The sequence below is a fragment of the Frondihabitans sp. OV104 genome (assembly GCF_057787745.1).
Genome location: NZ_CM173541.1, coordinates 2,868,982 through 2,892,329, shown reverse-complemented (window position 1 = coordinate 2,892,329; position 23,348 = coordinate 2,868,982). Strand labels below are relative to the sequence as shown.

General features: G+C 69.2%; 17 protein-coding genes. 11 read left to right on the top strand and 6 right to left on the bottom strand.

The window, feature by feature from the left end; translation table 11 throughout:
- Window positions 1-20: 20 nt before the first annotated feature.
- The 6 genes from AC3CBB_RS13470 (at window position 21) to AC3CBB_RS13445 (ending at window position 7,505) form a co-directional block, all read left to right on the top strand.
- Window positions 21-1,688, top strand: a complete 1,668-nt coding sequence (locus AC3CBB_RS13470; RefSeq protein ID WP_488624988.1) for an ABC transporter substrate-binding protein — start codon at window positions 21-23, stop codon at window positions 1,686-1,688.
- A complete protein-coding gene (locus tag AC3CBB_RS13465) occupies window positions 1,685-2,665 on the top strand; it encodes an ABC transporter permease (protein ID WP_488624987.1) in 981 nt (326 codons plus the stop codon). The genes AC3CBB_RS13470 and AC3CBB_RS13465 overlap by 4 nt, the downstream gene beginning before the upstream one ends.
- Window positions 2,666-2,675: 10 nt before the next feature.
- Window positions 2,676-3,614 (top strand): ABC transporter permease, encoded by a 939-nt coding sequence (locus AC3CBB_RS13460; RefSeq protein ID WP_123505723.1) that lies wholly within the window; start codon window positions 2,676-2,678, stop codon window positions 3,612-3,614.
- Entirely contained in the window at window positions 3,611-5,320 is a 1,710-nt protein-coding gene (locus tag AC3CBB_RS13455) for an ABC transporter ATP-binding protein (protein WP_488624986.1), read from the top strand. Before AC3CBB_RS13460 ends, AC3CBB_RS13455 begins: the two co-directional genes overlap by 4 nt.
- A gap of 29 nt (window positions 5,321-5,349) precedes the next feature.
- A complete protein-coding gene (locus AC3CBB_RS13450) occupies window positions 5,350-6,531 on the top strand; it encodes a glycoside hydrolase family 1 protein (RefSeq protein WP_488624985.1) in 1,182 nt (393 codons plus the stop codon).
- A 119-nt stretch (window positions 6,532-6,650) separates the two neighbouring features.
- On the top strand, window positions 6,651-7,505 hold the full coding sequence (locus AC3CBB_RS13445; RefSeq protein ID WP_488624984.1) for a DsbA family protein: 855 nt from the start codon (window positions 6,651-6,653) through the stop codon (window positions 7,503-7,505).
- Between the two features lie 6 nt (window positions 7,506-7,511).
- Here AC3CBB_RS13445 and AC3CBB_RS13440 read toward each other — a convergent pair whose 3' ends face one another.
- The 6 genes from AC3CBB_RS13440 to AC3CBB_RS13415 all read right to left on the bottom strand — a co-directional run bounded on the left by AC3CBB_RS13440 (window position 7,512) and on the right by AC3CBB_RS13415 (window position 18,343).
- Window positions 7,512-8,894 carry an MFS transporter gene (locus AC3CBB_RS13440; protein WP_488624983.1) on the bottom strand — a complete coding sequence of 461 codons (1,383 nt, stop codon included), beginning with the start codon at window positions 8,892-8,894 and terminating at the stop codon, window positions 7,512-7,514.
- Between the two features lie 47 nt (window positions 8,895-8,941).
- Window positions 8,942-9,937 (bottom strand): hypothetical protein, encoded by a 996-nt coding sequence (locus AC3CBB_RS13435; RefSeq protein WP_488624982.1) that lies wholly within the window; start codon window positions 9,935-9,937, stop codon window positions 8,942-8,944.
- Window positions 9,934-11,139: a sensor histidine kinase gene (locus tag AC3CBB_RS13430; protein WP_488624981.1), complete on the bottom strand. Its 1,206-nt coding sequence runs from the start codon at window positions 11,137-11,139 to the stop codon at window positions 9,934-9,936. Before AC3CBB_RS13430 ends, AC3CBB_RS13435 begins: the two co-directional genes overlap by 4 nt.
- On the bottom strand, window positions 11,136-11,831 hold the full coding sequence (locus AC3CBB_RS13425; protein ID WP_488624980.1) for a response regulator transcription factor: 696 nt from the start codon (window positions 11,829-11,831) through the stop codon (window positions 11,136-11,138). Before AC3CBB_RS13425 ends, AC3CBB_RS13430 begins: the two co-directional genes overlap by 4 nt.
- A gap of 320 nt (window positions 11,832-12,151) precedes the next feature.
- Window positions 12,152-15,367: a hypothetical protein gene (locus tag AC3CBB_RS13420; protein ID WP_488624979.1), complete on the bottom strand. Its 3,216-nt coding sequence runs from the start codon at window positions 15,365-15,367 to the stop codon at window positions 12,152-12,154.
- A 108-nt stretch (window positions 15,368-15,475) separates the two neighbouring features.
- Window positions 15,476-18,343 (bottom strand): hypothetical protein, encoded by a 2,868-nt coding sequence (locus tag AC3CBB_RS13415; RefSeq protein WP_488624978.1) that lies wholly within the window; start codon window positions 18,341-18,343, stop codon window positions 15,476-15,478.
- A gap of 226 nt (window positions 18,344-18,569) precedes the next feature.
- Between AC3CBB_RS13415 and dnaK the strand changes: the two genes are divergently transcribed.
- From dnaK to AC3CBB_RS13390, 5 genes are all read left to right on the top strand, one after another.
- Window positions 18,570-20,426, top strand: coding sequence for a molecular chaperone DnaK (gene dnaK / locus AC3CBB_RS13410; RefSeq protein WP_123505714.1), 1,857 nt, complete (start codon window positions 18,570-18,572; stop codon window positions 20,424-20,426).
- A gap of 3 nt (window positions 20,427-20,429) precedes the next feature.
- Complete coding sequence (locus AC3CBB_RS13405) at window positions 20,430-21,020, top strand: nucleotide exchange factor GrpE (RefSeq protein WP_123505713.1); 591 nt, start codon at window positions 20,430-20,432, stop codon at window positions 21,018-21,020.
- Window positions 21,021-21,125: 105 nt separating this feature from the next.
- Window positions 21,126-22,136, top strand: a complete 1,011-nt coding sequence (locus tag AC3CBB_RS13400; RefSeq protein WP_488624977.1) for a DnaJ C-terminal domain-containing protein — start codon at window positions 21,126-21,128, stop codon at window positions 22,134-22,136.
- 51 nt (window positions 22,137-22,187) lie between these two features.
- Window positions 22,188-22,601 (top strand): heat shock protein transcriptional repressor HspR, encoded by a 414-nt coding sequence (locus AC3CBB_RS13395; RefSeq protein WP_123505711.1) that lies wholly within the window; start codon window positions 22,188-22,190, stop codon window positions 22,599-22,601.
- A gap of 7 nt (window positions 22,602-22,608) precedes the next feature.
- The gene (locus tag AC3CBB_RS13390) at window positions 22,609-23,340 is read left to right on the top strand and encodes a phosphotransferase (protein ID WP_488624976.1); all 732 of its coding nucleotides are present in this window, start codon (window positions 22,609-22,611) and stop codon (window positions 23,338-23,340) included.
- Window positions 23,341-23,348 lie beyond the last annotated feature (8 nt).

The following is a 23,348-nucleotide window of genomic DNA, read 5'->3' as shown; positions in this document are numbered from 1 at the left end:
CACAGAAAGACGTGGCAACGATGCACACGACACCTCGCACGAGAACTCGCAGAGCGGCTGCGGCCCTGGGCTCCCTGCTCGCGGCCGCGCTCGTCCTCACGGGCTGCAGCATCGACATCAAGAGCGCGCCCGATCCGTCCCTCGGCGCCGACACGATGCTGATCGCGGCCGACAACGGCAGCCCCTCGCTGCAGCGGGTCTTCAATCCGTACCTGCCGAACACGCGCGTAGCGAGCTGGTACATGTTCGAGCCGCTGGTGATCCTCAACGACCTCAACGGCGACGAGGAGCCGTGGCTCGCGTCGAAGACCGAGATCCCGGACCCGCAGACGGTCGTCTTCACGATTCGCCAGGGCGTCAAGTGGTCTGACGGAAAGGCGTTCGGCCCAGACGACGTGAAGTTCACGTTCGACATGCTGAAGAAGTTCCCGAGCCTCGACCTCAAGGGCGCGTGGCAGTACATGAAGAGCGTCGAGGTGAGGGGCGACACCGTCGTCGTGCACCTCAAGGGCGACGACGTGCCCGCAGCCCAGATCATCGAGCAGACGCAGATCGTGCCCGAGCACATCTGGTCGAAGGTGAAAGACCCCTCGACCTTCACGAACCCCGACCCGGTCGGCACCGGCCCGTACAACCTCGGCAACTTCACGCCGCAGGAGTACGCGATGGACAAGAACCCGCTCTACTGGCAGGCCGACAAGGTGAAGGTGCAGCACCTCGTGCTCCCCGCGTCGAACACGCAGCTCGACGTCGTCACCAAGGGCTACGACTGGGCGTTCTCGTTCATCAGCGACGTCAAGGGCACCTGGAACGCGGCGAACCCGTCGAACACGTACTGGTTCCCGCCGGGAGGCACGATCAGCCTGTTCCCGAACCTCACCGAGGCGCCGTTCAACGACCTCGACTTCCGCAAGGGGCTCAGCTACGCGCTCGACCGCAAGGCCGTCGGCGACGCCGCAGCCGAGGGCTACATGCAGCAGGCCGGCCAGACCGGCATGCTGCTGCCCAACCAGGAAGACCTGCTCGACCCGGCCATCCCCGACAAGGGCCTCATCGCGCAGAGCGACTCGCAGGCGAAGTCGTACTTCGCCAAGGCGGGCTACACGATGAAAGACGGCAAGCTCGTCGACACGACGGGCAAGGCGCTGACCATCACCATCACGACGGCCAACGGCTACTCCGACTGGCTGCGCGCAGTCCAGGCCATCACCAAGCAGTGGGCCGCCGTCGGCATCACCGTCAAGGTCGCCCAGCCGCAGCCCGCGGCCTACCAGCTCGCTCTCCGCAACGGCGACTTCCAGCTCGCGATGGGCTCTGTCGGCGGTACCGGGTCGGTGTACCAGGACTTCGCCAACAACCTCTCGAGCGAGTTCTACACGCCCATCGGCAAGCAGGCGGCGAACAACTTCGGCCGCTACAGGAGCGCCGAGGTCGACGCCATCCTGAACGAGTTCAAGACGACGACCGACGAGCAGAAGCAGAAGCAGCTCGGCTACCGGCTGCAGCAGATCTACTACGACGAGCTGCCCTCGATCGGCCTCTACTACGGCGGCTCATGGGGCCTCTTCTCGACGCAGAAGTTCACCGGGTGGCCGAGTGCCGACGATCCGTACACGAGCCCGAAGACCTACGTCTCGACAGCCCTGCTGATCCTGACCCACCTGAAGAAATCGGAGGCCGCGAAGTGACGTACGCACTCCGCAAGGTCGGCCTGCTGATCCTGACCCTCTGGGCCGCCATCACGCTGAACTTCTTCCTGCCGCGGCTCATGCCCGGCTCGCCCACCGACGCCGCGATCGCGAAGCTCTCGCAGAACGGCCCGGTCACGGCCGCCACGCGCAAGGCCATCGAGATCCAGCTCGGCGTGCCCGACGGCAACCTGCTGTCGCAGTACGGCCAGTACCTCAAGCAGGTCCTGACGCTGGACTTCGGCGTGAGCTACACGTTCTACCCGCAGCCCGTCGCCGACCTCGTCGGCCAGGCGCTGCCGTACACCCTGATTCTGGTCGGGCTCGTCACGATCGTGGCATTCGTGCTCGGCACCCTGCTCGGCGTGCTGGCGGCCTGGAAGCGCGGCACCTGGCTCGACGCGCTGCCGACCCTCGGCGGATCGTTCGCGAGCGCCTTCCCGTACTTCTGGACGGCGCTCCTCCTGCTGTTCTTCCTCGGCTACGTGTTCAAGATCTTCCCGACGTCGGGCGCCTACGGCGTCACCAACGTGCCCGGCTTCTCGGGGGCGTTCATCGGGTCGGCCCTGAACCACGCGGTGCTTCCGGCGGTGACGATCCTGATCACCTCGCTCGGCGGCTGGATCCTCGGCATGCGCAACACCATGATCTCGACGCTCGGCGACGACTACGTCACCTTCGCCGAGGCGAACGGTCTCAAGCCGCACACCGTGGCCATCCGGTACGCGGCGCGCAACGCGATCCTCCCGAACCTCACCAGCTTCGGCCTGGCGCTCGGCGGCGTGGTCGGCGGCTCCGTGCTGGTCGAGACGGTGTTCGGCTACCCCGGCATCGGCTACCTGCTGCTCAAGGCCGTCACCAACCAGGACTACCCGCTCATGCAGGCGCTCTTCCTGATGATCACCGTCAGCGTGCTCCTCGCCAACTTCATCGTCGACATCCTGTACGGCGTCCTCGACCCGCGAACGAGAAAGTGAGGGCCGAACGATGACGACGACCCCTATCACCGCAGGAACTCCGGCACCCCCGCCCGACACCTCCGTCGCCGCGGCCGCCTCCCCCCTCCAGGTCCTCGCCCGCGTGGCGGCCACCGTCTGGTCGAACACCAAGGCGCGCATCGGCGTGGTGATCCTCCTCCTCTTCGTGCTGGCGGCGATCTTCGCGCCCCTGCTCGCTCCGTACGATCCCTCGTCGACCGAGTTCGCTCGCAGTCAGGACGCCTCCGCCGGGCACTGGCTGGGCACGACGGCCGCCGGCGAGGACGTCCTGAGCCAGCTCATCCAGGGCGCGCGCATCAGCGTGTTCGTCGGCTTCGTGGCGGGCCTCCTCTCCACGCTGGTCGCCGTGCTCATCGGCCTCAGCTGGGGCTACGTCCGCGGCTGGGTGGGCGACGTGATCAACTTCGTGGTGAACCTCTTCCTCGTCGTGCCGGGCCTGCCGCTGATGATCGTGATCGCGGCGTACCTGCAGAACGGCGGCATCGGGATGATCATCCTGGTGGTCGTGATCACCGGCTGGGCCTGGGGTGCGCGAGTGCTGCGCAGCCAGACGCAGTCGCTCCGCGGGCGCGACTTTGTGACCGCCGCGGTGTTCAGCGGCGAACGGCCGGCTCGGATCGTCTTCCGCGAGATCCTGCCGAACATGACCTCGCTGATCGTGGGCAACTTCTTCGGAGCGGCCACGAGCGCGATCCTCGCCGAGGCGGGCCTGGAGTTCCTCGGGCTCGGCGACCCGTCGACGGTGAGCTGGGGCACGATGCTCTTCTGGGCTCAGAACTCCAACGCGCTGCTCACCGGCCAGTGGGCGCTGCTCTTCGCGCCGGGCCTCTGCATCGCCCTGCTCGCGACGAGCCTCACCCTCATCAACTTCGGCGTCGACGGTCTCAGCAACCCGAGACTCCGCGAACGACGGAAGGTCCGCAAATGAGCTCCGACGACATCCTCCTGACGGTAGAAGACCTCAGCGTCGTCTACGAGCCCGACGGGGCCGACCCGACCTTCGCGGTCGAGAACGTCTCGTTCGAGCTCCGCCGCGGCGAGTTCGTCGGGCTCGTCGGCGAGTCCGGATCCGGCAAGTCGACCCTCGGCTTCGCCCTGACCCGCCTCTCCAAGCCGCCGGCCCGCATCAGCCACGGGACGATCCTGTTCGACGGCACCGACATCGCCTCGATCGACGCGGAGCACCTGCGCGAGCAGCGCCAGGGCGGCTTCGCCATGGTGCTGCAGTCGGGCATGAACGCGCTCAACCCGGTGCGCACCATCCGCAACCACTTCTTCGACGTCTTCACGGCGCACGGCCACGTGTCGCGCGAGCGTCGCGAGGAGCGGGCGCGCGAGCTGATCGGCAAGGTCGAGCTGCCGGCCGCGACCCTCGACCGCTTCCCGGGCGAGCTGTCGGGCGGCATGCGCCAGCGCGTCTCGATCGCGCTCGCCCTGTCGCTCGAGCCGCAGCTGATGGTGTTCGACGAGCCGACGACCGCGCTCGACGTGCTCGTGCAGCACGCCGTGATGAACACGATCCGTGACCTGCAGGCCAGCGAGGGCTTCACCGCAGTGCTGATCAGCCACGACCTCGGAATCGTGCTCGAGGCGACGGAACGCGTGCTGGTCATGCACGAGGGCGTCATCGTCGAGGACGGCCCGTCGTCCGAGATCCTGAACGCGCCGACCGCCGACTACACCCGGATGCTGCTGAGTCACTACGCCGACCCGCGCGCCGAGGTCGTCTCGCTGCCCGGCTTCGAGGACCGCGCGATCCGACGCCAGGCCGGGGCCTCCCGGAGCGCCGTGGCCTCGCCCGAGCACGCGCCGACCGTCGTCACCCGCTCGATCAGCACGGCGCAGGAGTCGATCGTCGTCGAGCACGTCTCGAAGACCTACCCGCCGCCCCGACGCGGCGAGCAGCCGGTCCGCGCCGTCCGCGACGTGTCGTTCACGCTCGAGCCCGGGCAGTCCCTCGCTCTCGTCGGTCAGTCCGGCTCGGGCAAGTCGACGATCGCGAAGATGATCACCGGTGTCGAGAAGCCGAGCGAGGGGTCGATCCGCTTCGGCGGCCTCGACGTCGCGAAGCTCCGGCGCGGCCAGCTCCGCGACCTGCACCGCAACGTGCAGATGGTCTTCCAAGACCCGTACGCCGCGCTCAACCCGCTGCACACCGTCGAGTACACGCTGACCCGGCCCGTGGTGAACTTCACCGGGCTGACGGGCCGCGACGCCCGTCAGCGAGTGCTCGAGCTGCTCGAGACGGTCGGCCTCGCGCCGGTCGAGCAGTTCGCCGCCAAGCTGCCGCACGAGCTGTCCGGCGGGCAGCGCCAGCGCGTCGTCATCGCCCGGGCGCTCGCCTGCGACCCGCAGGTGATCATCGCCGACGAGCCGGTGTCGATGCTCGACGTGTCGCTCCGAGCCGGCGTGCTCGCGCTGCTCGAGGACCTGAGGGAGAAGTGGGGCGTGAGCCTGCTCTACATCACGCACGACCTGCTCTCGGCGCGGCTCATCACCGACAACATCATGGTGCTGCACGACGGCGCCGTGGTCGAGCGCGGCGAGACGGCCGAGGTGCTGCAGCGGCCGACCGACGACTACACCGTCGCGCTGCTCGACGCCGTGCCGAACCCGCAGCGCACTCGCCGCTGACCTCCGACACTCCACCGAAAGGAGCCACCGTGCTCACCTTCCCCGACGGCTTCCTCTGGGGCGCGGCCACCGCCGCCCACCAGATCGAGGGCAACAACGTGAACAGCAACTGGTGGGTGCACGAGCACACTCCGGGTACGAGCATCGTCGAGCCCTCGGGCGACGCGGCCGACAGCTACCACCGCTTCCGCGACGACATCGAGACGCTGGCCGGTCTCGGCCTCAACAGCTACCGGTTCAGCATCGAGTGGTCTCGCATCGAGCCCGAGCGCGGCTACGTCTCGCGCGCCGAGCTCGACCACTACCGCCGCATGGTCGACGCCTGCCACGAGTTCGGCGTCGAGCCGATCGTCACGCTCATGCACTTCACGGTGCCGCGCTGGTTCGAGCGCGACGGCTTCTGGCGCGCGTCCGACGCCGCCGACCTCTTCGCCCGCTACACGGAGGCGGCCCTCCCGGTCGTCGCAGAGGGCGTCCGCTACGTCTGCACGATCAACGAGCCGAACATCGCCGCCATGCTCGCGGGCGGCGAAGACGCCTCGAACCTCGTGGCCTACGGCCTGCCGAACCCCGATCTCCAGGTCGCCGACGCCCTCCTCGCCTCGCACGACCGGTCGCGCGAGGTGCTCTCGCAGGTCGCCGGGCTTCGAACGGGCTGGACCGTCGCCACCCAGGCGTTCAAGGCCGTCGACGAGCCGGGCGCCGCCGAGAAGCTCCGCGAGTACGGCCACCCGCGCGACGACTGGTACCTCGAGGCCGCGCGCGGCAACGACTTCGTCGGCGTCCAGGCGTACACGCAGACCTTCATCGGGCCGGAGGGCCCGCGCCCTGTCGCCGACGGGCTCGAGACCACCCTCACCGGCTGGGAGTTCTACCCGCCGGCCGCCGCCGAGGGCATCCGCAGTGCGTGGGAGCTCAGCGGCCACGTGCCGGTCATGGTCACCGAGAACGGCATCGCGACCGCCGACGACACCCGCCGCATCGCCTACACGCAGGGCGCGCTCGAGCACATCCACGCCACCATCGACGAGGGTGTCGACGTGCTCGGCTACCAGCACTGGAGCGCCCTCGACAACTACGAGTGGGCCTCCGGCTTCCGCCCCACGTTCGGCCTCATCGCGTGGGACAAGCAGACGTTCGAGCGGACCCCCAAGCCGAGTGCGCGCTGGTACGGCTCGGTGGCGAAGGCCAACGGGCTGACGGCGGCCTAGACCGCGGGCGCAGGAACTGCCGGCGGGGCCCGCCCCGTCAGGAAGTTCCTGCGCCCTGGTTAATAGATGTGAAATATCGTATGATTGCCGACGACTTGTCCCGATCGTCAGGAGTCCGCATGCCCGCCCCCGAAACGAAGAACGACCGCCGCCGCGCCGCCCGAGAACGCGCGAGGCAGGCCATGGCGGCCCAGAGGCGCAGCGCCGCCCGCCGCGCCCTCGCCATCCGGTCGGGCATCGTCGCCGGCGTGATCGCCGTGCTGGCCGTCGTCGCTCTGGTGGTCGTCTCGGGCATCACGCCGCCGGGCCCGGGCCCCCGCAACCTCGCCGGCGACGGCGTCCGCATCGGCACGGGCTTCGTGGCGGAGCGCAGCGCCGCACTGCAGCCGGGTGACGAGGCCACCCCGCCCGCGGCTCACGACGCCGACGCCGTCACGATCCGCGTCTACATCGACTACCTCTGCCCCAACTGCGGTGCATTCGAGGCCGAGAACGGCGACTACATCGAGGGCCTGGTGAAGTCGGGCGCCGCGGTGGTCGAGTACCACCCGATCGCGATCCTCGATCGCCTCAGCCAGGGGTCGAAGTACTCGACACGGGCGACGGCCGCCGCCCTGTGCGCAGCCGATCTGGCCCCCGACTCGTTCTTCGCCGTGAACGCGAAGCTGCTCGCCGACCAGCCCGCCGAGAACACCGCCGGCCTGACGAACGAGCAGCTGGTCTCCCAGATCTCCGGCACGCGAGGCCTGAAGAATCCCGCCGCCGTCGCGGAGTGCGTGCGAGACCAGCGGTTCGCCTCCACGGTCGCCGCCGTCACGAAGCGGGTCGCCGACAACGCAACGGCGGGGAGCGACGTCGCCGAGTTCCGCGGTACGCCCACGGTGATCATCGACGGCCGGCAGTGGGAGGCCGGGGCTCAGACCTTCAGAGCCGCCGTCGCCTCGGCGACCGCCACCCGCGCGGCCGCCGAGTAGCCCTCGTCAGTCGATCGCCTTCTGCCTCGGGTTGACCCGCACCATCATCGCCAGGCCCACGGCCAGCACGATCGCGATGCCGATGGCGCCGAAGCGGGTGTTGCCCGAGATCGCCACGAACACGGTGAACAGGAGCGGCGCGAGGAAGCTCACGGCGCGGCCGGTCGTCGCGTAGAGGCCGAAGATCTCGCCCTCGCGGCCGGGAGGCGTGACCCGCGCGAGGAAGGAGCGGCTCGACGACTGGGCCGGACCGACGAACAGCGACAGGAACAGCCCGCACGCCCAGAAGCCCGCCTTGGCGTCGCCGACGAACAGGATCGCGACGGCCGCGATGACGAGACCGGCGAGGCACACCACGATGATGAGCTTCGGCCCGAGACGGTCGTCGTAGCGGCCGGCCAGGAAGGCGCCGGTGCCGGCGACCAGGTTGGCCGCCACGGCGAAGTAGAGCACCTCGCTCTGCGTGAAGCCGAACACCTGCGAGGCGATGATCGCGCCGAATGTGAAGACCGCCGCGATTCCGTCGCGGTAGACGGCGGACGCTCCGAGGAAGAGCAGCACCTGCGGGTTCTTGCGGTACAGCTGGGCGATCGTGCGGCCGATCCGCTTGTACGAGGCGAGGAAGCTCAGTCGCGCCGTCGTCGGCCCGGTCGCGGGGATCTCGGGGACGTTCACGAACAGCGGGATCGCCAGGAGTGCGAACCACAGGGCCGACGCGACGATCGCGAACCGGACGTTGAGCACCCCGCCGGCGATCGAGGAGTCGAGGCCGAGAACGCCGGCGTGTCCGTCGACGCCGAAGCTCTGGATGAAGAGCACGAGCAGGATCACGAGCAGGACGATTCCGCCGAAGTACCCGGCTCCCCAGCCCCAGCTCGAGACTCGGCCGACGTTCTTCGGAGTCGAGACCTGCACGAGCATCGCGTTGTAGTTCACGTTGGCGAACTCCATCACCACGCTGCCGAGGGCCAGGAGCATCGCGCCGATGATCAGGTACGACTGCCCCGGCGCCACGAAGAACATGCCGAGCATCGCCGCGATGACGATGCCGGTGTTGATGCCGAGCCAGAGCTTCCGCTTGCCGGTGCCGTCGGAGCGCTGGCCGAGCAGCGGCGCGAGCAGGGCGATCAGGAGGCCCGCGATCGTGAGGGCGGTCGAGACGACCGAGGCGTTGTGGGCCTTCGCGGCCACGAGCGCGGCGTTGGTCATGTCGTCTCCGGCGGCCGCGACGACGGCGGGCGCGACGAACGAGTTCGACGCCAGGTAGGTCGAGAACACGAAGGTGACGACGATGGTGTTGAAGCCGGCGGAGCCGCAGTCCCAGAGCGCCCACGAGACGATCCGGCGACGGGGGATGGGAGTCGTGTCGGCCAGCGTCGCCTCGGTCATGACTGGACGCTACCGCGAACCTGTGAACGGAGGGTAGCGCCGTCCCGTCAGGAGCTCGGCGGAATCGAGACCCGGGTGGTGTCGTCGCCGTCGGTGGCGAGCACCGTCGCCACGGCGTCGCGCCCGTCGGGCAGGAGCCGAGCGACCACGCGCCCGCTCTCGGCGGCGTCGAGCTGGGCGACGAGCGCCGTCTCGATCCGCTCGCGCACCTCGATCGGCACGTCGGCGCCGGCACGGTCGTCGAGCAGCGACACGTCGACCCCGCGGGCTCGGGCTCGGCTCGCCGCGTCGGTGACCGGCGCCGTCGCGAGGTTGCTGGCTCGCAGCTGATCCCGGAGTCCCGCCTCGGCGAGGGTGAACGCGCGGCGGTCGTCTTCGGTGATGAGCTCGGCCGTCAGGATCCGCTGGAGCGCCGGCGTCGCGAGCGAGCGCAACTGGTCGAGGCGCGTGTTCTGCTCCTCGAGCGCGGCGGCGGCGGCCGCTTCCGAGCGCAGGCGCGTGAGCTCCGACCGCTGGAGGGTGCGGATCGACGCGCGCGTCCGGCCGAGCAGGATCGAGAACAGCCAGACGACGAGCACCAGCGCTGCCGACCGGATCACGAAGCCGACTCCCGCGGCGACACCCCGACCGACCACGGCGCTCCAGAGGACCGTCATCCCGGCCATGATCGCGAACCCCGACCACGCCCAGCCGGCGCGGCCGCGCAGCGTCAGCAGGAACATCACGAACGAGACCGCGCCCCACATCCAGGTCGCCCACCCCGGCCAGCCGCGGTCGGGGAGGTTCCACACGTTGAGCGAGGCGAGGGTGGTCAGCGCGACCACGCAGACGGTGAGCCGGAGCGGGTACGGCTCTTCGTGAGGCAGCGTGACCAGGTAGCCGGCGACCAGGACGGCCCCGAGAGCGCCCAGGGCGAGCAGCGGCACCCGGTTCTGGGGGAGCCCGTAGACGGTCACGGCCGTGTGCACTGCCGCGAAGAGCACGAAGAGCGCGGTCGTGCCGCGGCCGGTCAGCCGCAGGAAGGACGGCGTCGACGTCGTCACGCGACCTCCTCGGGCGACCAGGCGAGTGTCACGCGCGTTCCCAGTCCGCGGCCCGACTCGATGTCGGCGTGGCCGCCCGGCAGCGTCGCCATCCGGTTGAGGATGCTGACGCGCACGCCGAGCCGCTCGGGCGGGATCCGACGGCTGTTGAACCCGCGGCCGTCGTCGCGCACCACGATGGCGAGCCCGCCGTCGAGCGATGCGACTCGGACGAGCCGGGTGACGTCGCCCCCGGCGTCGCCGGCTGCCGCATGGAGCAGCGAGTTGCGGACGGCCTCGCTCGTCGCCTCGATGAGAGCCTGGGCGATGTCGGCAGGAACTCGCACGGCCGCCCCGAGCTCCCCGTCGAACGCGATCCCGGCCCCCTGCGACGACACCGTCGAGCGGAGGCGTCCGACGAACTCCTCCCCCGACAGCACCTGGTGCGGCGGCAGCGCCTCCTCGTTCAGCGTCCGCAGCGTGCTCGCCGCGAGCTCCCGCAGCGCCGGCGTCGGCACCGCGTCGGCCCGCGACGCGATCAGCAGCGCCGACAGCACGTGGTCGTGCACCAGGGCATCGATGCGGATCCGCTGCTGCACGCGCGCCGATGCCTCGGCCTCGTGCGATGTCTTGACCCGAGCGGCCTCGGCTGCGGCGTCGAGGCGGGCAGCACTCGACCGGGTGACCAGCGTGAGCGCGACGAAGGCGCAGTCGAACAGGAAGTTGTAGGCGAGGTCCAGAGCCGACAGCGTCAGGCCCACCTCGGGCGCCGTGAGGTAGCGGATGACGCCCGACGTGATCGAGGTCGCGAGCACGTAGGCGGCGATGACCGGTCGACGCGCGCCGATCGCCATCGCCACGGCCGGCACCGTCATCAAATCGTTCGTCCAGGGCGAGTCGCTCCCGGGCAGAGACTTCTGCGTCATCACGAGCGGGAACGCGAGCATCACGCCCCAGAAGGTCAGCGCGTGGGCCAGGGCCACCCGCCGGAGTGCAGTCAGCGAGGCCCAGGGGGCGAGGGCCAGCAGCAGGAACGGACCGGCCGCCGCCACGCAATACAGAACGAGTCCTGCGACGCCGCCCATCGCCCCGAACTGCGCCATCGCCTTGCTGAAGCCGACGGCGAGGTAGACGATGCCGCCGATCCCGATCGAGACGTAGAGGATCCGCAGCACCCGGCGCTCGGCGTCGCCGCCCGCCTCGACGCTCTGCGTCTCGGTCATCGTCGCTGTCGGTCCTCGTCGATCAGGCCGTCCTCCGCCGCGCGACGGTGCAGGTCGACCTTCGTGTGGGCGGGGCGCCCGGCGTTGGCGTACTTGGCTCGGATGCGCGAGACGTAGTTGGCGACCGTCGACTTCGACAGGTTGGTCAGGTAGGCGACCGACTGCGCCTTCTCGCCGGACGCGTAGAGAGCGAGGATCTCGCGCTCGCGGGCGCTGAGGCCCGCATCGGCCAGGCCTTCGTCGCCGTCGATGGCGGCGGCCCAGTCGAGGCCCGGGACGGTCTCGCCGCTCGCTGCCGAGCGGATCGCATCGACGAGCTCGTCGACCGGCTGCGACTTGCGGACGATGCCGAGCGCGCCCGCCTTCGCCGCATCGCGGATCGCCTGTGGATCTTCGGCTGCGGTGAGGATCAGCACGTCGACGCCCGCAGACAGCAGCGAGCGGATGTTGTCGGTGGCGCTGGAGCCGTCGCCGAGACGCAGGTCGAGGACGACGAGGTCGACGGGGTTCTTCGCCAGGTCGAGTTCACGGACGGTCGCGGCGACGGTGGTCACGTCGATGTCGGGGTACTGGCGGAGGAGCTCGGCGAAGCCGACGGCGACGATCTCGTGGTCTTCCACGAGGGCGACTCGCAGGACGGTCAACGCCGCGGTCTCGGGGCCTGGGGTCGGGTCGGGCATCGCGTCTTCCACTCGTGAAGTCTAGGGTTCGTCGAATTTCCACCACGGTAGCGCGAATCGACTGTCTGCCCCCCATTCGGGTGCCATCACTAGTGATTCTGTCGAACTGGTTCGGTCGGTGGGATTCTGATGGCGTCGGAAGAGACGCCGGCCTCGATGCCCGAATCATCGAGATGCACCAGAGGGGCTGCCGCGAGAATCAGCGGGGGACGACACGCCGGTGGGGGCCACGGTCGTGTCGTCCGCTGACGCGGCAGCCCGCCTCTGCTCCTGCGGAAGCGCGAAAGAGGGCGACCGGCCGTCGACCAGTCGCCCTCTTCGTCACGTGGGTGCTACTTGGAGTCCTTCGGCGTCCACTTGCCGTACGCGACAGATGACGTCTTGCCGTCCCTCGCGGTCTGGTCGAAGCTCAGCGTGTATGTGTGCTCCGGGTTCCAGACGCGCGTGGCAGTCCACTCGCCCTTCGCGTCCGCCGTGACGGACTGGTACGTCGTCGCGGTCGTGGCCGACTTGACGGCGATGGTCGCGAACGGCGTGGCGGTCCCGCGGAACGTCGCGTGGACCCCGGCCCCCTGGGCGGCGCCCAGAGCAACACCCGAGACCTGCAGCGGAGTGAAGACCGGTGCCTTGATGCCGATGGTCGTCGTGCTAGTGGTCTTGTCGGGGTTGGTCTGCGTGACCGTGACCTGGTAGTCGTTCGACGGGCCCCAGTTGCGCTCGGGGAGTGCCCAGGTGCCGTCGGCGGTGACCTTGGCGCTGCCCATCGGCACGTTCCAGCCGTTGGTGGCGTTGACGGCGGTGATGCCGGCGCCGGGGGTCCCCTTGCCGCGCAGGATGTTCAGTCCCGGTCGGTACGTCGCGCCGTCGGGGATGCTCGTGACGGCGACCGGCACGTTCGCCTCCTTGGGCTTGAGGTGGATCACGGTGGTCTTCACATCGGCGCCCTTGGTAGCCGTGACGGTGATGTCGTAGCCGGCCGTCGTGGGTCCGAGGTTGCGGCTGAACGTCCAGTCGCCCTTCGAATCAGCAGTGTGGCTTCCCATCGGGGTACCCCACTGGTTGACGGCCGTGATCCGGGCGCCGGCCGTCGCAGTTCCGCGGAACTCGGCCACGCCGACGTCGTAGGTCGAGCCGTCGGCGGGCGACGACACGACGAGCGGACGCGAACCCGCGTAGTCGAGGTGCACGGTGGACGAAGACGAACCGGCGGGGCTCGTCTGTGTGAACGTGATGTCGTATCCGGTCGTCGTCGGTCCGAGGTTGCGAGCGAAGGTCCACGCGCCATCCTTGACGGTGGCGCGCCCCATCAGGGTGCCCCACTGGTTCGTCGCCATCACCGTGGCGCCGTCGGTGCCGGTGCCCGCGAACGTCGAGATGCCGTCGACGTAGGTGTCGCCGTCGCTGTGGGACGTCACCGCGAACGGAGCGTCGGCCGTCGGGACGACGTCGACCGTGACGCGGGAGCGCGTCGTCACGTGGGCGTTCTGACTCTGCTCGACCGTGAAGGTGTGCTCGCCCGGGGTCAGGTCTGCGAGGGGCACCGCGTAGGTTCCCTCGTCGCCCGCGCCGCGCTTGCTGGCCTTCGCCATCGTCTCGCCGAGGACCTCGTCGCCTTCCTTCACGACGACGGTGGTGTCGCGAAGGGCGCTGCCCCGGAGCTCGGTGGAGTCGCCGACGATCTCGTCGCCGTCATCGAGCCCGTCGATCGTGACGACGTTCTTGGCGTCGACGTCGATCTCGATCGACTGCTCGTTGCCGAAGAGCCGCTGGACCGCGCGGAACGGAATGTTCTCGAACGCGCGGAGGACGCTCGAGTGCACTTTCGAGGTCCACTTGCCGTCGGCGTCGACGTCGTCGGCGTAGATCACGAGGGGCGCCGGACCGAACGGCACGTCGGCCAGGACCTCGACGATTCGCCCGTCAGCGCCGATGCCCGACACCTCCAGATCGTCGCCGTCGATGGCGACGTCCAGGCTGAACGGGACAGCCTCGGTGTCGGCCGGGGCGGTGAACTTCGCGATGCTGGCGCCTCGGACCGAGATGAGGTCGAGTCGTCCCTCGGTCGACGACGGCGCGAGGCTGACGTTCTGTCGCGACGCGGGATTGCGGATCTCGCCGTCTGCGGCGACGAACCACTGCTGGTCGAGTTCGTTGGTGCAGTCCTGGAGGGTGAGTCGACGATCCTGCACGTCAGGCTTCGCGTCGGTCAGGCAGAGCTCACCCGAGGCGTCCGTGATCGGTACGTCGACGCCGCGCTTCACAGTAAGCGGCATGGCACCGACCCCGGCCTCGTCGGAGGACTGCTCTTTTCCGTTGGAACTGACGAGGTGGCCGTCGTCCGTCGTCGTGAAGCCAGCGTTGAAGGCCTTGCCAGGAAGTCCCGCGTAGCGGAACACGGCAGGGTAGGTGTCTGCTTCCGCCGCGTCGGCGGTGACGTCTACGGCGATCGTGTCGCGCGTGACGACGGTCGGGGCGTCTCGTTGCGCCTGCTCGACTGTCAGAGTGTGCTGGCCCGCCGTCAGGCCTCGCACGGGGATGGAATACGTGCCGGCATCGGATGCCGCGCGGGTCGGGGCGGGCTTCGCCTCCGCTTCTCCGACGACGGTCTCGCCATTCTTGACGACAACCCTGGCGCCCGCCTGGGCCGCGCCCGAGAGGGTGAGGGCATCTGAGTCGACCGTCCCGTCGATGGGGTCGATCGTGACGACGTTCTTCGCATCGAGCGGCGTCTCGAATTCGACATCCTGACCGAGGAAGCTCGAGACGCCTGTGAGAGTGATGTCCGGGAAGCGATCGAGGATGCTGGTCGGGATCGAGACCGACCAGTTGCCCTCGGGATCGGCTCGACGCGAGGCGAAGACCGTGTTCTCGTCGTTGACGCCGCCCGACACCTTCACGTACGAGTCGGGGTGGGCCGAGCCGGAGAATGTGACCTGCTTGGGAGTGAGGTCGGCGTGCACCGTGAACTCACCGGCCCCGACGCCCTCGGGTGCGCTCAGGAGAGCTGGTGCGCTCGGGGTGAACCGGGCGGTCAGTGCCGCTGTGGATCCCGTGACCGCCGGGGCGAGGGCGGTGCCGGTGAGAGCGTGGATGACCGAGCCGTCGGAGAGCACGGCCCAGTTCTGATCCGTCTCGCCGGTGCACTCCGTCATCCCGACACCCCACTCGCCCTGGCTTCCCCAGCCCGGAGCGAGCGCCAGACAGGTGCCGTCGGCGGCATCGCGGATCTGCTGGACACCGCCGAGGGTGAATGAGAGAGTGCTCGCCTCGGGGGCCGCAGCGGCGAACGACGTCGCGACCGCGTTGGAGCTCGTGAGCGAGCCGGTTCCGTCGACGGAGAAGCCCCCGAAGCGGTAGCCGCCTCCTCCGTCGCTCCACCGGAAGACGAGCGGGTTGTCGGTGATGGTGCTCGCGCGCGTCTGCGACTGCGACGATGCGGGGCTCTCGGCGAAGGCTGCGGTCTGCAGTCCGGCGGCCAGAAGCGCCCCGAGGCTGAGTGCCGATGTCGCAGCGATCGCTCGGCGGCGCTGGCGGGAGGATGACTTCATGTGTGTTCCTTTTGTACGGGCCCGAGGGCGATGCTGGTGCGATGGAGGCGGCGGAGCCCAGCGCAGTATGCGGCGCTGGGCTCCGCCGCTAAGAGTGAGAGACCGGACCTAGTTCGCCGACGGGGCCTTGACGATGACCGTCGCCGTGCTGGTGGTCTTGTCGGGGTTGGTTTGGGTGACCTTGATCTGGTAGTCGTTCGAGGGGCCCCAGTTGCGCTCGGGGAGCGCCCAGCTGCCGTCGGCAGCGACCTTCGCGGTTCCCATCGGAACGTTCCAGTTGTTGGTGGCGTTGACGGCCGCGACCGTGGCGCCGGGGGTGCCGGTGCCGCGGAGGATGTTCGTGCCGGGCGTGTAGGTGGCACCGTCGGCGATGCTCGTCACCGTGACGGGAACGTTCGCCGGCTTCTCATAGTCGAGGTGCAGCGAGACGGTCTTCGCCTCGGTTCCCTTCAGCGTCTGGGTGAAGACGATGTCGTAGCCCGCAGAGGTCGGCCCGAGGTTGCGCGCGAACGTCCAGACCCCGTTCTTCACCGTGGCCGAGCCCATCGGTGTCCCCCACTGGTTCTTCGCCGTCACCGTCGCGCCTTCCGCGCCGGTGCCGGAGAATGTGGCGATCCCGTCGGCGTACGTGTCGCCAGTGGTGTGGCTGGTGACTGCGAGATCAGCCGCTTCGAGCACGCGGGTCACCGCGTGGGTGACGGTCTGCTTGTCCGCGCCAGCGGTCTGCGTGACGGTCAGAGTCGACGTGCCGAGGCTGAGTCCGGCAGTCAGGCTGGCGGACCAGGTGCCGTCCTCCTTCACCGTCGCGCTGCCGATCTTCGACTTGGGGCCGTAGCTGATGGCGACGGTCGATTTCGGCTCCCCCGTGCCCGTGAAGACAGGACGCGAGACGGTGACGGTGGAATCCGCGGCGGGGGAGTCGACGACGGGAGGGGCGATACCGTCCTGGACTTCGACGGTCACGCTGGACCGGGTCGTGGCGTTGTCGTTCTGACGCTGTTCGACGGTCAGCGTGTGCTCGCCGGGGGTGAGGCCCGACACGGGGACCGCGAAGGTGCCCTCATCGCCTGCGGCGCGTGCCGCGGCAGGCTCGGCTTCGACCTCGCCGAGAACCTCGTCGCCCTCGAGAACGCGTACTTTCAGGCCCTTGAGAGCAGTACCCGAGATGGAGGTGAACCCGCCGACGATGACGTCGCCGTCGGCGAGGTCCGCGATGGTGACGACGTTCTTGGCATCGAGATCGAACTCGAGGACCTGGGTCTGCGAGAGGTAGCGATCGGTCACGGTGACCCGGGCGTCGGGTACCTGGCGCAGGACGGCGCCCGGGACGACTGCGCTCCATGCGCCCGTCTCGTCGACGCTCCGCCCGGTGAGCTCTTGCGTGAGCCCGTTGATCGTGGCCGTCACGACGATCTCGCTCAACGGCGTCGCGGTGCCGGAGAGGTGGAGTGAGCCGTCGGAGAGATCGGCTGCCGCTCGGAGCGGCTCGGAGAAGACCTGAGGGGCGACGATGGTCATCCAGCGCCCCGCGGCTCCGGAGACCTGCAACGTCCAGGAGCCCGGCGTCGCGCCGGCGACCGGTACGAGGCCACGATCCGCATTGACGTCCTGGATGGTGCCGTCCTCCGTCATCGTCCACTCCTGGTCGGACTCACCGGTGCAGTCGAGGAGACGGGGGCGCTGATCCGCCGCCGAGCGCAGGGGCAGGGTGAGGCACTTCTCGCCGGCTTCGTCGGTGATCGCCGCGTTGGGCGTGCCGAACGAGTAGACGAGGGTCGTCGCTCCGCGTGCGGCATCGTCGTAGTCGCCGGAGGGCGTCGCCGAGAGGTAGCCGTCGGCGTCGGCGACGAAGCCGAGCAGTCGGTCGTCGCCGTCGAGAGACGGCGCGGCGAAGACCGAGGGCACCGCGTAGACGAGGTCGTCCGCCCCCGCGACCTGCACGTACGCGTCGAAGGTGCCGGAGGCACTGGTCTCCGTGACCTTCACGAGCACCTCGGCCATCGCGCGGGCAGTCCGGGTCGAGAGGGTCGCCTTGACGGAGTAGGTTCCGTCCGGCGCGACGACCGCGTCGCCCTTCGCCGCTTCGGGCTCGATGAGCCCCGAGACGACGATCTCGGCCCCCGGGGTGCCCCGGCCGGTGATTGCGACAGATCCGTCGTCGAGCTTCGCGCTCTCGGTGGAGACGGGTCCTGAGTCGTGCCGCTGCACCACGGTCTTCGTAGACGACACCCGTCCGTCTTTCGACGTGGCTGTCACGACGAGCTCGTCGAGGGGCGCGACTCCTCGTGCGATCAGGCCGAAGAGACCGCGGGTGTCTCGCGAGCCGATCGTCGTCGTCGCGACGGTCGTGCCGTCGAGCTGCACCGTGACCGTGGTGCCGGCACCGGCCTTGCCGCCGACGATGGCGGCGCCCGCTGTATCGAAGGCGAAGACGTCCTCGAGCCGCGGTCCAGCCTCCGGAGGCTCGATGGCCTCGTCGGGCTGGAAGTTGTCGGCGACGCCGGCCTGGGCGAAACCGGCGGTGCCCTTCTCGACGAAGGAGAGCCCCTGCGAGGAGGCTCCCAGGACGGCGTCGGGGAAGCCAGCCAGCCGGATGTTCAGCTCGCCACCCGTCTGGAACGTCTCGTAAGCCTGTCGCGGGTCATCTGCGTTGCACGAGACGAGCCGCACATCCGGGACGTGGGTGAGGCACCTGTCGGCCGCCCGGACCAGGCCTGTCTCGCCGACCCTGGGCAGGGAGAATCGCGCCGCCGCGGCCGTAGCCTCCGAGACGGATGCCGAAGGCGCGCCCGCGGCGATCCCTCGAGGCCCGGTCGTGGGTGTGGTGATGGGCACGAAGGAGCCGGCGCCGTCGGCGAGGACGAGCGGGCCGGCGATGCGGGTGGTTGCGGCTACTGCCGGGGTGGCGGCGATGGCGCTGACACCGACGGCCAGGAGGCAGGTCGAGGCGAGGCCCAGGGTACGGAATGACTTCATGAAGCTGCTTTCATAAATGGGGTTATCCACATGATATGTCACATGCATCTTCGGTCCTGGTCGAAGTCCTTACGAGATGATCGGTATTCGAAGTTGAGCCTGGGGCGCTCAAGTCTTCAAGGGAACACTTGACTCGAGTCGAAGGAGGACTAAACTTGAGCGCGTCGGACTCAACTCCGATTCTCAGGTTTTAGGTACACCAAGCACGACGAAGGAGAACAGCCACATGGCACGTGCAGTAGGAATCGACCTCGGAACCACCAACTCGGTGGTCGCCGTCCTCGAAGGCGGCGAGCCCACCGTCATCGCCAACGCCGAGGGTCTTCGCACGACCCCGTCGGTCGTCGCGTTCACGAAAGACGGCGAGGTGCTCGTCGGCGAGACCGCGAAGCGCCAGGCCGTCACCAACGTCGACCGCACCATCGCGTCGGTGAAGCGTCACATCGGCACCGACTGGAAGGTCGAGATCGACGACAAGAAGTACACGCCGCAGGAGATCTCGGCCCGCATCCTGGGCAAGCTCAAGCGCGACGCCGAGCAGTACCTCGGCGAAGACGTGACTGACGCGGTCATCACCGTTCCGGCCTACTTCAACGACTCCGAGCGCCAGGCCACCAAGGAGGCCGGCGAGATCGCGGGCCTCAACGTGCTCCGCATCATCAACGAGCCGACCGCGGCCGCTCTGGCCTACGGCCTCGACAAGGGCAAGGAGGACGAGCTCATCCTGGTCTTCGACCTCGGTGGCGGCACGTTCGACGTCTCGCTGCTCGAGGTGGGCAAAGACGACGACTTCTCCACCATCCAGGTGCGCTCCACCTCGGGCGACAACCGCCTCGGCGGCGACGACTGGGACAACCGCATCGTCGAGCACCTCATCAAGAAGTTCAAGGATGCCAACGGCGTCGACCTCTCGACTGACAAGATCGCCAAGCAGCGCCTCAAGGAGGCCGCCGAGCAGGCTAAGAAGGAGCTCAGCTCCTCGTCGTCGACCAGCATCCAGCTCCCCTACCTCACGCTCACCGCTGATGGCCCCCTCAACCTCGACGAGACCATCTCGCGTTCGCAGTTCGAGCAGTGGACCTCCGACCTCCTCGATCGCACCAAGAAGCCGTTCAACGACGTCATCAAGGAGGCCGGTGTCAAGGTCGGCGACATCGCGCACGTCGTCCTCGTCGGCGGCTCGACCCGCATGCCCGCCGTCTGGGAGGTCGTCAAGCAGCTGACCGGTGGCCAGGACCCGAACAAGGGCGTGAACCCAGACGAGGTCGTCGCCGTGGGTGCGGCCCTCCAGGCCGGTGTCCTCAAGGGCGAGCGCAAGGACGTCCTGCTCATCGACGTCACCCCCCTGTCGCTCGGCATCGAGACCAAGGGCGGCGCGATGACCAAGCTCATCGAGCGCAACACGGCCATCCCGACCAAGCGCAGCGAGACCTTCACGACGGCCGACGACAACCAGCCGTCCGTCGCGATCCAGGTCTTCCAGGGCGAGCGCGAGTTCACCCGCGACAACAAGAACCTCGGCACGTTCGAGCTGACCGGCATCGCTCCGGCTCCGCGCGGCATCCCGCAGATCGAGGTCACCTTCGACATCGACGCCAACGGCATCGTGCACGTCTCCGCGAAAGACAAGGGCACCGGCAAGGAGCAGTCGATGGTCATCTCGGGTGGCTCGTCGCTCTCGAAGGACGACATCGAGCGCATGGTCCGCGAGGCCGAGGAGCACGCCGCCGAAGACAAGGCGCGCCGCGAGGCCAACGAGCTCCGCAACTCGGGCGAGCAGCTGGTCTACTCGATCGAGAAGCTGCTGAAGGAGAACGACGAGAAGCTCCCCGCCGACGTCAAGACCGAGGTCCAGGGCGACGTCGACGCGCTGAAGACCGCGCTCGCCGGCGACGACGAGGCGGCCATCAAGCCGGCTGTCGACAAGCTGACCGAGTCGCAGCAGAAGATCGGCCAGGCGCTCTACGCGTCCGACCAGGCCTCCGCTTCGGCTCCGACCGACGAGCCCGCCTCCGAGACCCCGGCCGACGACGAAGACATCGTCGACGCCGAGGTCGTGGACGACGAAGACGACAAGAAGTAGTCCGTGACCGACGACAAGAACGGCACCCCCGAAGAAGAGCCGCTCCAGCCGACCCCGGAGTCGCCCAGCGAAGACGGCGGCACGGCCGACGTCGAGGGCGCGGAAGAGCTCGTCGAGGCCGAGGGCCCCGATGTCGAGCTGTCGGTCGAAGACGAGGCGATCCTGGATCAGGCCTCCGTCGACCTCGTGGCCGACATGCGCCAGGACATGCTCCGTGCGCAGGCCGAGCTGGTCAACTTCCGAAAGCGCGTCGAGCGCGACCGGGAGGCGAACCGGGACGCCGTCGTGGCCGAGGTGATCCGAGCGATCCTCCCGGCTCTCGACGATCTCAGCCGCGCTGAGCAGCACGGCGACCTCACCGAGGGCCCGATGGTGGTCATTGCGCAGAAGCTCCGCAGCGGATTCGATCGCTTCGGACTCACGCAGATCGGAGCCAAGGGCGACGTGTTCGACCCGAAGTTCCACGAGGCGATCGTCCAGCTCCCCACGGCCGACGTCACGGTCAACACCGTGGCCGATGTCATCGAGCCGGGCTATGTGCTCGGCGAGAGAGTGCTCCGGGCGGCCAAAGTCGCCGTCTCGGTCCCGGCCTAGGCACTGCATCACCAGCGGCGGCGGGCTCCCTCCAGGGGCCCGCCGCCATACTGATACTTCCGCGTCCTTCGAGGGGCGCGAGCGACACACAGAAGGGCGGCACGAGTGGCCAGCCAGGATTGGTTCGACAAGGACTTCTACGCCGTGCTCGGCGTGTCCAAAGACGTGACCCCCGCGGAACTCAAGAAGGTCTACCGCAAGCTCGCCCGCCAGTACCACCCCGACTCGAACCCCGGCGACGCCAAGGCCGAGGCCAAGTTCAAGGAGATCTCCGAGGCCAACTCGGTGCTCTCCGACGCCGCGCAGCGCAAGGAGTACGACCAGATCCGCGCCATGGGCTCGGGCGCGCGCTTCACGGCGGGTGCCGGCGGCCAGGGTGGCGGGGGAGGCTTCGAGGACGTCTTCGGCGGCATGTTCGGCCAGGGCGGCCGACAGGGCGCAGGCGCCGGGCAGTATCCTTCAGGAGCGCGGGGCGGCTTCGAGGACATCTTCTCCGGCATGTTCGGCGGCGGCGGTTTCGGCCAGACCAGCGGCGGCTACCGGGGATACGGCGGCCCGAGCAAGGGCCGCGACATCGTCGCCTCGACCACCCTCGACTTCCGCACGGCCATCACCGGCGACACCATCACGCTGACGCAGTCCCAGGGCAAGCCCATCAAGGTGCGCGTGCCCGCCGGCGTCCACGACGGCCAGAAGATCCGTCTGCGCGGCCGCGGCGAGCCCAGCCTCGACGGTGGCGAGCCGGGCGACATCGTCCTCACGATCGCCGTCCGCCCGCACCCCGTGTTCGAGCGCGACGGGCTCAATCTGCGACTCGATGTCCCGGTGACCTTCGCCGAGGCTGCCCTCGGCGCCACCATCGAGGTGCCCACGCTCAGCGGCGAGAACGTCCGCCTGCGCGTCGCGCCCGGGACGCCCAGCGGCCGCGTCCTTCGGGTCAAGGGCCGCGGGGTCGATGCGAAAGACGGTAAGGGCGACCTGCTCGCCACCGTCCAGGTGGCCGTCCCTTCGCACCTCAGCGACAAGGCCAAGGCGGCTGTCGAGGCCCTCGTCGCCGCGCTGCCCGTCGAGAACCCGCGCGGCGACCTGCTCGACCGGGCCAAGCAGAACTCGTAGCCCCGATCCTCGTAGTCTGACGACTATCCCGAGCCGGTGAGGAGGCCGACCATGGACGAGTACTCGCCGATCTTCGCGATCGCGGTCGCTGCCGAGCTCGCTGAGATGCACCCGCAGACGCTCCGCCAGTACGACCGCCTCGGACTCGTCATCCCGACGCGGACGGCTGGCAAGTCGCGGCGCTACTCGATGCGCGACGTCAATCAGCTGCGCGAGATCTCCCGCCTCAGCGGCGAGGGCGTCAGCCTAGAGGGCATCAAGCGGATCCTCGAGCTGGAGAACCACGTGACCGCCCTGCAGTCGCGGGTACGCGAGCTCGAGTCCGCGCTCGCCGACGAGCTGCTGAACCGTCCGGGGTCGCGGGTGTTCGCGGCGTCGTCCGGCGGCGGCGTGGTGCCGCTTCGGGCCGGGCGGCGGCCGGAGCGCCCGACGCAGGTGGTGCTCTGGCGGCCCGAGGGTCGGTGAGGCGGCGGTGAGCTTCGACCGGCCGGCGCAGGTGCCCCGAGGCCCCGTTCCTGCGCCCCCTCGGGTCGTCGAGCTGGCGGCAGGAGACGCGATCATGCCGGTCTGGGTGAACGAGGTGGGCGGTCTGACGTTCCAGCTCGGCGACGGCGACACCCGGCGGTTCGCCAAGTGGGCCCCGCACGGACGCGGCCTCGACCTGGCCGGCGAATCGGCGCGACTGCGCTGGGCCGTCGACCACGCGCCGGTGCCGCGGGTGCTCGACGAGGGGCGCGACGACGACGCCGAGTGGCTGATGACGGCGGGGCTGCCGGGTCGGAGCGCGGTGGACGATCGGTGGCTCGCTGATCCTGCGCGGGCTGTGCCGGCGGTCGGTCGGGCGCTGAGGGCGTTCCACGACACCGTGCCCGTCGACGGCTGCCCGTTCGACTGGTCGATCGAGAAGCGGGCCGCAGGCTCGATGTTCGACACCCGCGACGCGCCGCCGATCGATCGGCTCGTCGTCTGCCACGGCGACCCCTGCGTGCCCAACACGATCCTGAACGACGACGGCTCGTGGTCGGGCATGGTCGACCTCGACGCGCTCGGAACCGCCGACCGCTGGGCCGACATCGCGGTCGCGACGATGAGCCTGGCCTGGAACTACGGCCCCGGATGGGACGCGGCTTTTCTCGAGGCGTACCGCGTCGACGACGACCCCGCGCGCATCGACTTCTACCGGTCGCTCTGGAACCGCACCTGAGACCGGGC

Coding starts and splice junctions, on each gene's coding strand:
- dnaK (WP_123505714.1), top strand. CDS start 18,570: ATGGCACGTGCAGTAGGAATCGACCTCGGAACCACCAACTCGGTGGTC.
- AC3CBB_RS13445 (WP_488624984.1), top strand. CDS start 6,651: ATGCCCGCCCCCGAAACGAAGAACGACCGCCGCCGCGCCGCCCGAGAA.
- AC3CBB_RS13395 (WP_123505711.1), top strand. CDS start 22,188: ATGGACGAGTACTCGCCGATCTTCGCGATCGCGGTCGCTGCCGAGCTC.
- AC3CBB_RS13470 (WP_488624988.1), top strand. CDS start 21: ATGCACACGACACCTCGCACGAGAACTCGCAGAGCGGCTGCGGCCCTG.
- AC3CBB_RS13415 (WP_488624978.1), bottom strand. CDS start 18,343: ATGAAGTCATTCCGTACCCTGGGCCTCGCCTCGACCTGCCTCCTGGCC.
- AC3CBB_RS13455 (WP_488624986.1), top strand. CDS start 3,611: ATGAGCTCCGACGACATCCTCCTGACGGTAGAAGACCTCAGCGTCGTC.
- AC3CBB_RS13460 (WP_123505723.1), top strand. CDS start 2,676: ATGACGACGACCCCTATCACCGCAGGAACTCCGGCACCCCCGCCCGAC.
- AC3CBB_RS13420 (WP_488624979.1), bottom strand. CDS start 15,367: ATGAAGTCATCCTCCCGCCAGCGCCGCCGAGCGATCGCTGCGACATCG.
- AC3CBB_RS13430 (WP_488624981.1), bottom strand. CDS start 11,139: ATGACCGAGACGCAGAGCGTCGAGGCGGGCGGCGACGCCGAGCGCCGG.
- AC3CBB_RS13440 (WP_488624983.1), bottom strand. CDS start 8,894: ATGACCGAGGCGACGCTGGCCGACACGACTCCCATCCCCCGTCGCCGG.